General features: G+C 32.7%; 13 protein-coding genes. 11 read left to right on the forward strand and 2 right to left on the reverse strand.

Annotated elements, in window-relative coordinates:
- Position 1 precedes the first annotated feature (1 nt).
- The 5 genes from rbsD (at position 2) to rbsK (ending at position 4750) form a co-directional block, all read left to right on the forward strand.
- The gene (rbsD, locus tag PMOB_RS04760) at positions 2–397 is read left to right on the forward strand and encodes a D-ribose pyranase (protein WP_012208746.1); all 396 of its coding nucleotides are present in this window, start codon (positions 2–4) and stop codon (positions 395–397) included.
- Positions 397–1887 carry a sugar ABC transporter ATP-binding protein gene (locus PMOB_RS04765; RefSeq protein ID WP_012208747.1) on the forward strand — a complete coding sequence of 497 codons (1491 nt, stop codon included), beginning with the start codon at positions 397–399 and terminating at the stop codon, positions 1885–1887. The genes rbsD and PMOB_RS04765 overlap by 1 nt, the downstream gene beginning before the upstream one ends.
- A gap of 16 nt (positions 1888–1903) precedes the next feature.
- Positions 1904–2803, forward strand: coding sequence for an ABC transporter permease (locus PMOB_RS04770; protein ID WP_041534308.1), 900 nt, complete (start codon positions 1904–1906; stop codon positions 2801–2803).
- 102 nt (positions 2804–2905) lie between these two features.
- Complete coding sequence (rbsB, locus tag PMOB_RS04775; protein ID WP_012208749.1) at positions 2906–3775, forward strand: ribose ABC transporter substrate-binding protein RbsB; 870 nt, start codon at positions 2906–2908, stop codon at positions 3773–3775.
- Positions 3776–3832: 57 nt separating this feature from the next.
- Complete coding sequence (gene rbsK, locus PMOB_RS04780; protein ID WP_012208750.1) at positions 3833–4750, forward strand: ribokinase; 918 nt, start codon at positions 3833–3835, stop codon at positions 4748–4750.
- On the opposite strand, the gene PMOB_RS04785 is transcribed toward rbsK, so the two are convergent.
- Positions 4745–5947 carry an MFS transporter gene (locus PMOB_RS04785; RefSeq protein WP_012208751.1) on the reverse strand — a complete coding sequence of 401 codons (1203 nt, stop codon included), beginning with the start codon at positions 5945–5947 and terminating at the stop codon, positions 4745–4747. The two genes, rbsK and PMOB_RS04785, sit on opposite strands and share 6 nt — an antisense overlap.
- A 77-nt stretch (positions 5948–6024) precedes the next feature.
- Complete coding sequence (locus PMOB_RS04790) at positions 6025–7629, reverse strand: gamma-glutamyltransferase family protein (RefSeq protein WP_012208752.1); 1605 nt, start codon at positions 7627–7629, stop codon at positions 6025–6027.
- A gap of 136 nt (positions 7630–7765) precedes the next feature.
- Between PMOB_RS04790 and PMOB_RS04795 the strand changes: the two genes are divergently transcribed.
- The 6 genes from PMOB_RS04795 to PMOB_RS04820 all read left to right on the forward strand — a co-directional run bounded on the left by PMOB_RS04795 (position 7766) and on the right by PMOB_RS04820 (position 14036).
- On the forward strand, positions 7766–8299 hold the full coding sequence (locus PMOB_RS04795; protein WP_012208753.1) for a hypothetical protein: 534 nt from the start codon (positions 7766–7768) through the stop codon (positions 8297–8299).
- A 93-nt stretch (positions 8300–8392) separates the two neighbouring features.
- Positions 8393–8977: an outer membrane beta-barrel protein gene (locus PMOB_RS04800; RefSeq protein WP_012208754.1), complete on the forward strand. Its 585-nt coding sequence runs from the start codon at positions 8393–8395 to the stop codon at positions 8975–8977.
- 355 nt (positions 8978–9332) lie between these two features.
- Positions 9333–10613 carry a sugar transferase gene (locus tag PMOB_RS04805; RefSeq protein WP_012208755.1) on the forward strand — a complete coding sequence of 427 codons (1281 nt, stop codon included), beginning with the start codon at positions 9333–9335 and terminating at the stop codon, positions 10611–10613.
- On the forward strand, positions 10614–11669 hold the full coding sequence (locus PMOB_RS04810) for a glycosyltransferase (RefSeq protein ID WP_012208756.1): 1056 nt from the start codon (positions 10614–10616) through the stop codon (positions 11667–11669). It abuts the gene before it with no gap.
- On the forward strand, positions 11648–12733 hold the full coding sequence (locus PMOB_RS04815; protein WP_041534065.1) for an EpsG family protein: 1086 nt from the start codon (positions 11648–11650) through the stop codon (positions 12731–12733). The genes PMOB_RS04810 and PMOB_RS04815 overlap by 22 nt, the downstream gene beginning before the upstream one ends.
- Before the next feature lie 25 nt (positions 12734–12758).
- Positions 12759–14036, forward strand: a complete 1278-nt coding sequence (locus tag PMOB_RS04820) for a glycosyltransferase family 4 protein (protein ID WP_041534066.1) — start codon at positions 12759–12761, stop codon at positions 14034–14036.
- The last annotated feature ends 6 nt before the right edge of the window (positions 14037–14042 follow it).

A 14042-nucleotide genomic window follows, 5' to 3' on the forward strand; every position in this document is an offset into this window, starting at 1 on the left:
TTTGAAAAAGCAAGGCATATTTAATTCTCAGATATCATATTTTGTTGCATCGATGGGGCATAAAGATATGTTAAGTATAGTTGACATGGGTTATCCAATACCAAAAGATGCCACATTTGTTGACTTGGTTTTTGATAAAGGTATACCAAATTTTATCGATACCATAAAAATGGTTTTATACGAATTAGAAGTTGAGAAAGTTATTATCGCTGGTGAGATGGAAGTAAATAATCTTAAAAATTATCAAAAAGTGATCGATATATTTTCAAATATTGAGATAGAGAAAAAATCACATGAAGAGTTTAAAGATATAGCAAAAAATTCCAAATTTTTTATAAGAACTGGAGAATGTACCCCCTTTTCAAACATTATATTGGTTTCAGGGGTGATTTTTTAATGTTATTAGAGATGGTAGATATTACCAAAACCTTTCCAGGGGTTTTAGCCCTTGACAAAGTCAGTTTCAATTTAAAAGAAAAAGAAATACACGCCTTACTTGGAGAAAATGGGGCTGGCAAAAGTACGTTAATCAAAATACTTGGGGGAATTTATCAGCCAGATAGCGGTGAGATAATTTTAAGTGAGGAAAGAGTAATCTTTCGTTCCCCAATAGAAGCCAAAAAAAGAGGAATATCTATAATACATCAAGAATTAATGCTGGCTGAAAATTTATCGATTGCAGAAAATATATTTTTAGGAAAAGAGAAAGGTAATTTCTTGAATATCGATTTTAAATCTATGGCTATCGAAGCAAAAAAATATCTAAATATGCTTGATTTTGATATTGACCCAAAAATAAAGGTTTCTAATCTAAACGTATCAGAAAAACAGTTGGTAGAAATTGCTAAAGCTATAGCATCACAAGCCAAAATTATCGTTATGGACGAACCTACTGCTACAATTACCGAGCACGAGACACGTACTTTATTTAAGGTTATGCGGGATCTTAAAGAAAAGGGGATTTCTATTATTTTTATAACCCACAAACTCGAAGAAGTTTATCAAATTGCCGATAGAGTAACCGTTCTTAGAGATGGTAAATTGGTTGGTTCTGGAAATTTAGAAGAACTAAACCAAGATGACCTGATAAAGATGATGGTAGGAAGAGAAATAAAAGACATGTTCCCCAAGTTTAATAAGGTAAGAGACAAAATTGCCCTAAAAGTTGAGGAATTTGAAATTCCTGGAAAGGTCTACCCACTTTCTTTTGAAGTTAGGGAAGGGGAAATATTTGGAATAACAGGATTGGTTGGTTGTGGAAAATCAGAACTGGCATTGGGACTTTTTGGGGCATACAAATCAACTTTCAAAAACCTTATTGTAGAAAACCAAAAGGTAGAAGAGCTCAAGTCTCCCTCTCAAGCTTTGAAAAGGGGTATAGTTTTGGTTCCTGAGGATAGAAAAACCCAAGGGCTAGTTCAGCTATTGACTGTTGTTGAGAACATAACCATTCCCAATGCTGAAGAATTCGCTCCTATTTTCAATATTGATTGGAAAAAAGCTATCGAAGAAACTAAAAATCAGGTCCAAAAATATAATATAAAAGTATCGTCTAACAAACAAAAGGTGAAAAACTTATCTGGCGGAAACCAACAGAAGGTTGTATTAGCAAAATTCTTATTAAAACAACCAAAAATTGCCATCCTTGTAGAACCTACTCGGGGAATAGATGTTGGAGCTAAAATTGAAGTTTATAAGCTCATAAACGATTTAGCTAATAGAGGAATGGGAGTGATATTAGTGACTTCAGAGATTCCGGAAATTTTGGGGTTATGTGACAGAACTCTGATAATGCACAGAGGAAAGAAAACAGCTTTATTGGAAAAGGAAGAAATGACACCAGAAAATATACTAAAAGCTGGAATGGGGTTGGTTGAAATTGTTTAAAACTCTCTTAGTTTTTATGAGAAAAAATCCTGCCCTTGTTGGTTTTATCATTTTGTTTGTGGTACTTTCAATTTTTACAGACAGCTTTTTTAATCTCTATAATATTGTTAATGTTATTAGGCAAGTTTCAATAATGGCTATCCTCGGTTTCGGAATGACACTTGTAATAATTTCTGGAGGAATAGATCTATCTGTTGGTTCAACCTTTGCTTTTAGTGCTGTTGTTATGGCTTCCATAGTCAAAGATGGAAGAGTCCTATTAGGAATAATTGTAGGCTTATTAATTGGCGCAGCGATAGGGGCATTTAATGGAATTGTCATATCGAAAGGCAAAATCCAACCTTTCATTGTAACATTAGCTACAATGGCTATAGGAAGGAGCTTAACCTTAGCATACACTGAAGGAATCCCCATCTCACTTTTCCCAGATAGTTTTAGATTTTTGGGTAGAGGGGATATATTTGGTATACCAGTCCCCATTTTGATTATGTTAGGTATATTTTTTCTTTCCCTTTACATACTGAAAAAAACAAAATTGGGATTGTATATATACGCAATTGGAGGAAATGAGGAAGCCACGAAACTCAGTGGAGTAAACGTAGATAGATATAAAACCGTTGTTTATATGTTGAGTGGACTTTTTAGTGCGATCAGCGCAATAATCTTGACAGCAAGATTGAACAGCGCTCAAGCCACTTTTGGGCAAGGGTATGAACTTGACGCAATAGCAACAGTCGTTTTGGGTGGAGCAAGTTTAGCTGGAGGAAAAGGTGGAGTGTTAGGAACGTTGTTTGGTGCCCTTCTTCTGGGAACAATTAACAACGGAATGAACTTGATGAATATTTCCCCATTTTATCAAGATTTAGTTAAAGGAGTCATAATACTGTTAGCTGTTCTTTCAGAAAAAGAGGAATAAAAACATTTTTCGATAGGCGAAGGGATAATGCTTTCCCTTTCCTTTTGGGTGGGGAGCGGGGGAAGGGCGCTGAGAAAAACATATCAAAGGAGGTAGAGAAAGATGAGAAAGGTATTAGTATTTGTATTGTTAGTGTTGTTTGTTTCAACGTTTAGTTTTGGAGTAAAGATAGGTTTATCGGTTTCAACATTGAACAACCCATTTTTTGTTGACTTAGCAAACGGTGCTGAAGATAAAGCAAATGAATTAGGGGTAGAACTGTTGGTAGTTGATGCCCGAGACGATCCAGCAAAACAACTAAACGACATAGAAGATCTGATATTACAGAGAGTCGACATGATTTTAGTAAATCCCACGGACAGCGACGCTATTGTATCAGCTATTGAAGAAGCAAACGATGCTAAAATCCCAGTAATAACTGTTGATAGAAGTGCCAATGGTGGAAAAGTTTTGCTCCATATAGCTTCAGACAACGTTGCTGGAGGAATGATGGCAGGTAGTTTTATTGCTGAACAATTAGGAGGAGAAGGAAAGGTTATAGAATTGGTCGGAGTTCCTGGAACTTCTTCTGCAAGAGAAAGAGGTCAAGGTTTCAACGAAGAAATATCGAAATATCCTGGTATTGAAGTAGTAGCCAGACAAACAGCAAACTACAACAGGGCTGAAGGGCTAACCGTTATGGAAAACCTACTTCAGGCCTATCCTGATGTAGACGCCGTTTTTGCTCATAACGATGAAATGGCTTTAGGTGCATTGGAAGCAATAAAGGCTGCTGGGAAATTACAAGATATAATCGTTGTTGGGTTTGATGCCACTCCCGATGCATTAGCTTCTGTTGAAAGTGGTGAACTTAGTGCAACAATAGCTCAACAACCTTACACAATGGGGGAACTGGCAGTTGAAAAAGCTTATGAATATTTGACCACAGAGACAATTTACTTCCCCGTTCCACTTCAATTGGTAACAAAATAACTTAAAAAGGGGCTTTATGCCCCTTTTACTGAAACTATCCAAAGGAGAGATAACCTCATGATCGCTGTAATTGGTAGCAGTAACATGGATATTGTATTCAACGTTGAACATTTTACACTTCCTGGAGAAACCCAAAAAGCCCTTTCCTTGGACTTTTATTTTGGGGGCAAAGGGGCAAATCAAGCAGTTGCAGCCGCTAAGTTATCTGAAAAGCCTGTTTACTTTTGTAGCTGCCTAGGTGATGACGAATATGGGAATCAAATTTCTCAAAACTTTAAAAAGTATAAAATAGAAGGTTATTACGTGCAAAAGAATGAAAAAACAGGTAGGGCTTATATAGAGGTTGATAAAAATGGCGAAAATAGAATAATTATCTTCTCGGGTGCCAACGATAATGTGGACAAAGAGAAAATAGATAAGTTTTTTGATCAATATGGTGATGAAATAGATATTTGTTTATTGCAGAATGAAATTCCCATGCAAAGCGTTGAGTACGCTATTTCTAAGTTAAAAGAAAAAAGGATAACTATTATTTACGATCCTGCCCCTGTTGGAAATACAAAGATAGAAAGTTTAAACGGTATAGATTTTTTAACTCCCAATATTAAAGAGTTTATGTTCCTTTGTGAAAAAGAAAAGATAGATTTCGACGAAAACAACCTCGACAAATCAATGCTTGAATTTAAAAGAATTAGCAAGGTAAAAAATTTGATTGTAAAGATGGGAGATAAAGGCGTTATATACATTGATGAAGATGAAAACTTAGCGAAAATTGAACCTCTAAAAATAAAAGCTGTTGATAGTACCGGTGCAGGAGACATCTTTAATGGAGCATTTGCCGTAGCTTTTTCAGAAACAAAAGATTTAAAGAAAAGCCTTAACTTTGCCAATACCGCCGCCGCAATTTCTGTTGAAAGAAAAGGAGCTCAGTCTTCAATCCCTAAAAAGGAAGAAGTATTAAAACGCTTTTTATGAATTATTACTGTACAATTGATGCAAAACACCGTTTTTCCTCAAAGGAACGAATAATTTAAACATGAAAATTAGTGCGAGCGTATAAAACACTGAACTAATTAAGAACAAGTAAGTATAACCACTTGGTAATACACTTACGATTCCAAATATAAATGCAGCCAAAGACCTTGTCAAAAAATTGGCGGCGTTTCTAAGGCTATATATCGATGTGACTCTATTCTTTGGTAGAGCACTCAAAACAGAGGATGTTTCCACAGGGTTGGTCATATTTGTGAAAGTAAATCTTAGTGCATAAATAACAACAAAAACAAAAGGATTTCGGATGAAACCTAAACATATAATCAACGGAATAACTATACCATTTAAAATGAATGTATATTTAAAAGGACCAAATCTTTTACCAAGTACTGGTGAAAGGGCAGAGCCAGCAGCCGCCCCAAATTGTGCAATTGACAGAGATATACCTATCAAGGAAGGAGACATGTTGAAGAGGTCTTTGTATATAATATTCCCAAAATTGACAAACAATCCCGCTCCAAAAGATATTGCTGCCGTTCTTAAAAGATAGTACTTTAAAATGTATTTTTCTTCTTTGTTGTATTGGGAAAAGTCTAAAACTTTTTGAAGGGTGACTCTTTTATCTCTAACGCTTTCGGGTAATTTTCTTAATAATATGGGTGATATGGCATAACATATCCCTGTTATGTAAAGAGTCAACCCTAAACCCAGATATTCTCCCATAAAACCACCTACGAAATTCCCTAAAACACCGCTAGCCATAAAAATAGCAAAATTGTATCCAAAAGCAGCTCCTCGAGTTGAACTATCGGTAACATCCATCAGATAAGAATCCAAAAGTAATCTCCTAGAGGTCATGAATCCACCATTTAAAAATCCAAGGATTAATAAAATATTTTTATAGGGAAACGTACTTCTGATCAATAATAGAATGCCAAAACTTATTGAAGATATAATTATCATTTTTTTCTTTCCGATTCTATCCCCCAGGATCCCTATTAAGATCCCTAGGATGGCAGCACCCAACATCTCAAAAGAGGTCATTCGACCAATGAACTGATTTGTATAACCTAAATCTCTTAAAAATAAATTAAAAACAACCCTATAAATTGCCCAAAAAGAGCTACTTATGGACGAAAAAATAAGCAGATTAATAACCTTTTGCGTCAGTTTACTCACCTCAATATAGTTAGCTTATCTAACTATATTGTACCACCATTTTTTAGAATCTTTTTGGAATTTACATTAAATTTCTTTTAAAAGCAAGATATGTTACTATCCGCTCTTGGTTCGGTGCCCCCTATCAGTACACCATCGTCCGTTCTATATATGAATTGTCCCCTTCCAAAATTAGAGGAATTTAATGAAACCTCTATTTGATGACCTTTATCTACTAAAGACTCTAGAATATACGTCGGAAATTCTTTTTCTACCATAATTTCCTTTCCCTTTACCCATTGCCATCTTGGAGCATCTAAAGCTGCCTGAGGATTCAAATGAAAATCAATAAAATTATTAAGAAATTGTAGATGACCTTGTGGTTGCATGTACCCTCCCATAACTCCAAAAGGCCCTATCGCTTTGTTCTCTTTGGTTATAAATCCAGGTATAATGGTATGGTATGGCCTTTTTAGTGGTTTTAAACAGTTGTGATCTTCTTCATTCAAAGAAAAACTTGTTCCTCGGTTTTGAAGGCTTATACCAGTATTTGGAACTACTATTCCAGAACCAAATCCCATATAGTTACTTTGAATGAAAGAAACCATATTTCCGTCTTTATCCGCGGTTGCAAAGTAAACCGTTCCTCCGGAATATGGATCTCCAGCCTCTGGTAATAGTGCATATTCACCTATAAGATTTCTTCGCTTTTTTGCATATTCTTCTGATAAAAGCGATTCTACTGATACTTTCATCTCTTCTATATCAGTAATATATTTCAATCCATCGCTAAAAGCTAACTTTAAGGCTTCTATTTGCTTGTGGTAACTTTCTGGATCTTCTTTACATCTCATTTCAAAGCCTTTTAGTATGTTCAAAGCCATCAAAACAATTATACCTTGTCCATTTGGTGGTAATTCCCATACGTCAAATCCTCTGTAATTTACACTAAGTGGTTCTACCCATATAGGTTCAAAACTTTCTAAATCTTCTTGGCAAAAGTAGCCTCCCGTCTTTTTTGAAAATGTAACCATCCTTTGTGCCAACTCTCCAGAATAAAAACTTTTTGCCTTTGTCTCAGCAATTAATTTTAGAGTCTTTGCGTGATAAGTTGATTCCCAAATTTCTCCAACATCAGGTGCCTTCCCATTCGGGGCAAATACTTCAAACCATGTTTTAAAAATTTCTCCCTTCAACTCTTTTTTATACCTTTTAAAAGCACTCTGCCATGATTTTGCTGTCACAGGCGAAACGGGGAAACCTTCACTTGCATATTTTATGGATGGTTCTAATAAATCTTCAAAAGGAAGGACACCAAATCTATCAGACAAAGTTGCCCAAGCAGCCGGAGCACCTGGAACAGTTACTGATTCCCAACCAAACTGAGGTATTTTTTCAAACCCTTTTTCTTTCATTAGTTCCAAGGTGAGATTTTTTGGAGCGTATCCGCTGGAATTCAATCCATATAGTTTACCGTCTTTGTAAAGTATAGCGAAGGCATCGCTACCTATACCGTTGGAAGTAGGTTCCAAGACGGTCAAGCCTGCTGCCACTGCAACAGCCGCATCGAAGGCATTACCACCTTTTTTTAAAATATCTATACCTATCTCAGAAGCTAATGGGTTTGTTGTTGTTACCATTCCGTTTTTCGCATAAATGGGGATCCTTCTTGATGGATAAGCAAATTTTAATGGATCAAACATCTGAACTACCCCTTTCTTTTAATCTAATTTTAAGGAACGTAGTCTATTATACCATTGAAAGCAAACAAATTAAAGGGGCGTAGATACAGATTTTTTATGACGATATAACGGGTTAATTTCAGGAGGTGAAGTAATTATGATAAAAGCTACGAAATTCACTAGCATTCTATTAATTTTTCTATTGTTTATATTTTCGTCTTTCGCAAGTAATACGTCTTACAATCGATTCACAGATTTGGATAATTTATCTTTAGTTTCTTCTATTCACGGTAATCTCAATTTAATGGAATTGATTGGCGAGTCAGAAATGGATCAAAATGAGAAATCAACGATTACTGTAGGGGTCTATCATTTAGCTTCTACTGATGATTACACAATGAAAATTAAAGAGTTAACTGATCTCAACTATCACCAAGACTATAATTCAGCTTTTAATGCAATGGCAAGTACATCACACAACCGATCTAAAAGTCATTCTGACAAATTTATCAAATCAGATCCAAACGTCAAAAACAAAAATTATAAAAACGATTACTCTTATAAAAACGATTTAACAAACAAGTTTGTTCAAAAAAACAGTAGGTTAGATTACATAGTTTCTCTTAATCTTTTAAAACAAAGTACACCGGATTTCATCGAAATTCAACAAAATGTATTTATTTTTTCTTAGAGATATAAAATAAATGTGATACAATAAGCACTAAAGATTAGTGGGGTTTTTTTATCATAGTTTCTATAAAATCTCAGAGAGGAGGGAAAAAAGATGAAAAAGGTTTTTGCAACGTTGTTGGTAGGTATGTTGGCTGTTTTTAGCTTCGCTGCATTTGAAGTCACAGGTGGTTATGTGAATGCATCGTTAGCGGCTAGTGACACAGATGTTGCAACATCTGTAATGATGCATGGTGTTAGTGTTGGCGCAAACTATCTGTACGATGAATTAGGTGTAGAAGGTGGAGCGTTGTTAGTCGGCGGTTCTTTTGATTATTATTTTCCAGCAGAGTTTCTTGATGAGACTCCTGATGCTACCGAGTTGTCTCAAATGAGTTTAGGTGTCAACGCTGGTTACAGACAAAGTTTAAACACTTTCTTCCCAGACTTACCATTTGGAATGTATGTACAAGGCTTGTTTAACTATTCATTGGGATTAGGAGATGCTAAGGTTGTAGCAAGCAGTTTAGGTTTCGGTGGTGGAGCTGGAGCAAACTTCGTAGTTCAAAACCTCAATATGAATGTAGGTGCAGATGTCTTATTTGAAAAACCAACAGTAGCTGAGGATTATGACGAAGTTTATAAGAGTGAGTTCCAGTTGAGACCAAAATTCAAAATTTACGCAGGCGTACAATTCTAATTTAAAAGTAAACAAAATAACTTAAAAACCTCCGCAACGGAGGTTTTTTATGTGTGCCCAGTATATGGAATAGTAAGATTATTTCACACTAGTGCACTTTTACAATCCTAGTATGTGTATTTATAAATTTTAATAAAAACGCCGTGAAATAAAATGCAAAAAATACAATAAAGTATTCCTTTCTCTATGATAATATATTATAATAATAATAAAATCTTTACTGAAAAGACATTTGATATATTGAACGTAAGCAATGTATCAGAATAAAACAATTTTTAATATTTGTTTAATATTTAATCGTTAAGATAATGCTATAATGGACCTTGAAAAACACAACTGGGGGTTTGACTCGAAAATGCAAAAAGCAGCGATCCACTTATTAGATATATCGCTCATATTCATTATGAACACCTTCCTATTGAACCTACCAATAACAATCTCATCAATCACATCTCTAATAATATACCTCGGGATATACTCCTTCAGAACATACGACACCGAAACGATGAAAAGTTACACAGAATCTCTAATAAAAACCACCGTTGGAACTCTTGTGAGTTTCATCGTTATACTAATTATCTACTTCTTTCTCGGTAAGTACTTCAACAGATACTTTTTCCTTTCTAACTTATTGTACACAATAACCCTCTTGCCAATAATACACAAAATAGAATACAATATCTACAAAAAATATATGCCTGTAAAAAACTACCTCGTAATAGGCAGAAAAGAAGAAATAGGCAACATAATGGAAGAAATCTCAGAAAAATCGCTCAACAAAATAAAGTTCACACAATACATAAACCCAAATCCAGTAACACTCGATGAAATAATAAAACAAAACACACAAAAAACATTAACCCAAACGCTACATGGCATAGTAATAACAGACCCAGAATTAGAAGAAAGGGTAAAACCACAGATACAAAACTACAAAGCAGAAGGTTTAGAGATTCAATACTTACCGAACATGGTAGAAAAATACCTAAAACGCATACCAATAGAAGTTGCTCAAAGTTTCAAAGAATATTACGAGATAGTGTTTCAAAACGTTCAACCATCTCCATCACAAAAGATAATTGACAAGTTCTTTGGAACATTACTTTTAATACTATTCTCTCCATTTATGTTAATAATAAGCTTGGCTATACTGATTGAAGATGGCAAACCCATTATTTACAAACAAAAAAGAATGGGAAAAGACGAACAAATATTCATTATCAACAAATTTAGATCCTTGAAAGAGGCGGAAATAGACCCAAATGACCCAAACAAAGATATAGAAAAACGTGTTTTAAAAAGTGGAAAAATAATAAGAAAGTTAAGACTTGACGAACTGCCTCAATTTTTGAATATAATAAAAGGGAATATGTCTATTGTAGGTCCCAGGCCAGAAATGCTGGAGTTTCATAACATGATGTCAAACCGAATTCCTTTCTACAATTACAGACTCAAACTAAACCCAGGAATAACCGGTTGGGCTCAGATACACTACAAGCATACATCAACCCTTGAAGAATACATAAAAAAAACAGAATATGATCTGTATTACATAAAAAATCAAAATATTCTTCTGGACATTAAAATAATGTTTAAAACTCTTGAAACAATAGTAGGAATGAGGGGGACAAGGTGATTGATCATTAAAGTATTTATATTTACTCTTCTAATCATGCCTATAGCTTTATCAGGGGTTAGCATTTTACATATCTTATTTAGGAAAAATGAACAAATTATTGTACATACAAAAGAAAATGAATTAAAATTTGTGAGTGTTTTAGTACCTGCTTTTAATGAGGAAAGTAATATTGCTAACAAAATAAATAATATATTATCTTTAGATTATCCAAAAAATAAATTAGAAATAATTATAGGATCAGATGGTTCAACTGATAATACTGTTGCAATCTGCCAGAGATTCGCAAGTAAATTTGATAACGTAATCTATATTGAAGAAAAAAGAGGTGGAAAGGCGAATATAATCAATAAATTAGTAACTAGAGCTAAAGGAGAATATGTCCTTATTACAGATGCAGACACATTAATAATGAATAAAGATGCATTAAAAATTGCCCAGTCTTTAAATAAAGATTTTGTTAGCGCTAAACTATCTTACCCAAAAAATACTTATTGGAATCTAGATTATGCCATTAGGTCTTTTGAAAGCAAGTTTAATAGACTTTTAACTTCAAATGGTGCATTCATGTTTTTAAAAAAAGAATTTTTTGAACCACTTCCCAAATACATTATAGCTGATGACCTTTTTATTCCTTTAACAGTACTTATAAAAAAAGGAAAATCTGTTCTTTCTGAGCAAATATATTGTTCTACAGAAGACGAAACGCTCACTTTTCCAAAATATTTTAACAAAAGAGCCCGTGTAATAAAAGGAGGTTTACAAACATCTTTTTTGTTGTTTAGAAAACTCTTAATAAATGATTTTTTGTCGACGATTTTTTTGTTATCTCATAAAATTTTAAGATGGTTTTTTTTGCTTCTCTTATTCCTTAATATATTCATTTTTTTTGGTCTGAAATATTTTTTGCTTTCAGTACTATTTATTTTTTTGCTTCTGATAATCAAAAAAACAAGGTATTTCCTAATCGATATGATAATTCCATTTTTTTTAATTATAGATATAGCGAAATTAAAGAACAGAGATCACTCTGGATGGAATACAGAAAGACATTAAATATAGATAGGGGAGAAAAAATGATTTTAGGTCTTTTATTTTCTTTACAACATCTTATATCTATTCTCATTTATTATAATAAAAAATACAAATTTTTTTTCATAGTTTCTTCTATTATGGTCTTTATGATAATATATTTCCTAAAACCCGATACATACGACATACCATCCTACGTTGCTGCAGTAGATTATCCTTACTTCGAACCTTTATTTTCTTTTTTAATAATACTATTAAGGTCATTTTTTAACAATCGAAACGTAATTCTTGTTATTCAGTTTTTGATAGGAATATTAACTTACCTAAGCATAAGACTATATATTAAAAGTTCGAAAAATAAGGTAAATAAATGCATATCATTGATTTTTGCTTTTTTTTCTACCGCCTTTACTTTAGGGGTTAATAATGGGCTAAGGCAATACATGGCGAGTTTAATCGTTTTTATTGCTATTTGGTTCTTTTTGAATAATAAGATAATTTATTCTTTAATTATTTTCGCTTTTGCCCCTTTTATTCATTTGAGTTCTTCAATGTTTTATTTTCTTGTTATCTTTATAATTTACTTTGCAAAAAAAAGATATTTTTTTAAAGAAAAGCACCCTCTCTCTCTTTTAGGATTCAGCCTTAATATTAATTTAGTAAGGTTGTTATTTTTATCTATTAGTATAGTTCTTATAATATTACTTCCGATTATAATTAGTTATACCTATTATGCTACTTATCTTAACTTTAATATTACCGAGGGTAGGATAGACTTCACAATAAAGTATTTACCTATATTATTGATATTTTTACTAAGTGAGTACTATTTCGGAAAGATAAAAAAAGAAGACTACATTTTTTCTCAATTAAGGATTGTTAGAGCATTCTTTATAATTTTTATGTTTATGTTCATTTTTTTTAATACTTGGAATGAAATGGCTTCTAGAATTTTGAGTTTTTACTTTACTTTGGAAATGTTTATATTATCTTTATCTTATGTAAAAGGCTATAGAAGAGGTGCTCTAATTATAAATTTAAGTTATGCTTTTGCTATAAATGCAATAAATGTTATTGGTAAAATATAAATTAGATAAAGAAAGGAAGAAAAATGTGGATCAAAAAAGACTTGTCTTAATTTCTGGCATAGTGGGCCCAATGAAGTCAAGCAATCAATCATTTATAAATACTGTGAAAGGATACTTAGACAATGGCTTTAAAGTATATCATTTTGCATTTTACAGTAAAAAAAATCAAAAATATGAATTATCTGCATTGTTAAAATATGAAAATTACAAATTTTTCGGTATACCAAATTTTCTGTCATATTTTGTGAATGGCCGAAAGAGAAAAAAGAATCATAAAAAGAATCATAATTTTTGGCAACTTCCAAATCCAAATGAAATAATAAAACCCCATTCAGAACTAACTAAAAGTCAATTTATTTTTAAATTACTTTATGATATTTTTGAAAGTTTAAGACAACTTATAATTACCCCCTTTTTAAAACCTGATATTATTTATGCTTATGAAATATACGCTGTAATGCCAGGATGCTTGATATCTAAAATCTTAAATAAACCTTTTGTTAAAAGATTTCAGGGCACTTTTATTGATAAAGATAATATAGAATCAAAAACTACTCTATTCCATAAAAAGGCATACGAAAAAGATTGTACTTTGAACATTATAACAAATGATGGAACAAAAGGAGATGTGGTGTTAAAAAAATTAGGTTTTAAAGATGATAAGATACTATTCTTATTAAGCGGTTTAGATGAAAGGATCACCAAACCAGCTGAAAAGATTAAAATTCAAGAATTAAAAGGCAAATTAAAATTAGAAGATAAAGACTTAGTTCTCGGGATATTTAACAGATTTTACCCATTCAAAAGAGTAGACAGAGCAGTTCAACTCATAAAGGAATTAAAAAAGGAGATAAACAATCCCCATCTTCTTATTGGAGGCATGAGTGGCCCTATGGAAATACCTATAAAAAAATTTGTAAAAGATAATAAACTCGAAAATTACGTTACATTCTTAGGCCAAGTTAAATATGACGACATGCTTACTTATTATAATATTTGTGATGTGATTTTAATATTAAATGATTATGCGAATACGGGGAATCAATTACTGGAAGCTGCTTATTTAGGTAAGCAAACTATAGCTACTGATGATGGAAGTAATTCAAAAGTTTTGAAATTTGATAATATACACTATGTCAATCCACACAATTTCTTAGAAGAAGCTTTAAAAGATGCTTTAGAAATATATAAAAATAAAGACAGAGTAAAAGAAAAAATAAATAAAGATATATTGACTTGGGAAGAAAGAATGAAAATAGAAATAAATAAAATAGATGAAATTATTGCAAAGTGGGACAAATAATTTCAC

The sequence above is a fragment of the Petrotoga mobilis SJ95 genome, from assembly GCF_000018605.1.
GTDB lineage: Bacteria > Thermotogota > Thermotogae > Petrotogales > Petrotogaceae > Petrotoga > Petrotoga mobilis.

Bases quoted from the DNA above. Each gene is read 5' to 3' on its own strand.
- PMOB_RS04765 (WP_012208747.1), top strand. From the start codon at position 397: ATGTTATTAGAGATGGTAGATATTACCAAAACCTTTCCAGGGGTTTTA.
- PMOB_RS04770 (WP_041534308.1), top strand. From the start codon at position 1,904: ATGAGAAAAAATCCTGCCCTTGTTGGTTTTATCATTTTGTTTGTGGTA.
- rbsB (WP_012208749.1), top strand. From the start codon at position 2,906: ATGAGAAAGGTATTAGTATTTGTATTGTTAGTGTTGTTTGTTTCAACG.
- rbsK (WP_012208750.1), top strand. From the start codon at position 3,833: ATGATCGCTGTAATTGGTAGCAGTAACATGGATATTGTATTCAACGTT.
- PMOB_RS04790 (WP_012208752.1), bottom strand. From the start codon at position 7,629: ATGTTTGATCCATTAAAATTTGCTTATCCATCAAGAAGGATCCCCATT.
- PMOB_RS04795 (WP_012208753.1), top strand. From the start codon at position 7,766: ATGATAAAAGCTACGAAATTCACTAGCATTCTATTAATTTTTCTATTG.
- PMOB_RS04800 (WP_012208754.1), top strand. From the start codon at position 8,393: ATGAAAAAGGTTTTTGCAACGTTGTTGGTAGGTATGTTGGCTGTTTTT.
- PMOB_RS04805 (WP_012208755.1), top strand. From the start codon at position 9,333: ATGCAAAAAGCAGCGATCCACTTATTAGATATATCGCTCATATTCATT.
- PMOB_RS04815 (WP_041534065.1), top strand. From the start codon at position 11,648: ATGGAATACAGAAAGACATTAAATATAGATAGGGGAGAAAAAATGATT.